We start from the raw sequence: 1187 nt of genomic DNA on the forward strand, positions 1-1187 counted from the left end.
AAGGCACCACCACCTTCATCGAGATCGGCCCCGACGCCGCCCTCACCCCCCACACCCCCGACGCCGTACCCGTACTGCGCCGGGGGCGGCCGGAGCCCGATTCCGTTCTGCGTGCCCTGGCCACCGCCCACGTACAGGGCGCGAAAGTCAACTGGGCGGCTGGGCTGGGCGGTTGGGGTGGTCAGGCGGTGGGGCTGCCGACGTACGCCTTCCAGCGGCAGCGGTACTGGCTGGACACGGTGCCGATCCCGGCGACCGCAACGCCCGCGATCACGGTCGCGAAGGAGCCCGTGGCGGAGGCCCGGCCCGTCCTCGAACCCGCGGGGCTGCTCGACCTGGTGCGGACGCAGGCCGCGATCGTGCTCGGCCACATGACCGGCGACGCGGTGGACGCGGAGCGGTCGTTCAAGGATCTCGGTTTCGACTCGTTGGCGTCGGTGGAACTGCGTGACCGGTTGCAGGCCGCCACCGGGCTGAGCCTGCCGTCCGCGCTCGTCTACCACCACCCCACGCCCGATGCCGTCGTACGGCTGCTGCGCGAGCGGCTGACGGGCGGGGGCGGCGCGACGGTGGCGGCCGGGTCGTCCGAGCCTGCCACTGCCCCCGTCGATCCGGTCGATCCCGTCGTCATCGTGGGCATGGCCTGCCGTTTCCCGGGCGGGGTGGGCTCGCCCGAGGATCTGTGGGACCTGGTGTCGACCGGTGGTGACGCGATCGGCCCGTTCCCCGACGACCGTGGCTGGGACCTGGACGCGTTGTTCGACCCGGACCCGGACCGGCCGGGCACGACGTACGTCCGCGAGGGCGGGTTCCTGCGAGACGCAGGCGCGTTCGATCCGGCGCTGTTCGGGATCAGTCCGCGTGAGGCGGAGGCCATGGATCCGCAGCAGCGGCTGCTCCTGGAGACCGCCTGGGAGACGTTCGAGCGGGCGGGCATCGCACCGGACGCGCTGCGCGGGAGCCGGGCGGGCGTGTTCGTCGGGGCGACCGCGCAGGACTACGGGCCCCGGCTGCACGAACCGGCGGAGGGTTTCGACGGGTATCTGCTCACGGGCAGTACGTCCAGTGTCGCGTCGGGCCGTCTGGCCTACGCGTTCGGCCTGGAAGGGCCCGCGGTCACCGTCGACACGGCGTGCTCGTCGTCACTGGTCGCGCTGCACCTGGCCGCGCAGGCACTACGGCAGGGC

Annotated in this window: 1 protein-coding gene; it reads left to right on the forward strand. The window is 73.1% G+C overall.

Features of this window, described 5'->3' with window-relative positions; all coding sequences use genetic code 11:
* A partial coding sequence (locus ACFYO2_RS49640; RefSeq protein ID WP_388364142.1) for a type I polyketide synthase occupies positions 1–1187 on the forward strand: 1187 nt, incomplete at both ends.

The sequence above is a fragment of the Streptomyces sp. NPDC006602 genome (assembly GCF_042870385.1).
Classification (GTDB): Bacteria; Actinomycetota; Actinomycetes; order Streptomycetales; family Streptomycetaceae; genus Streptomyces.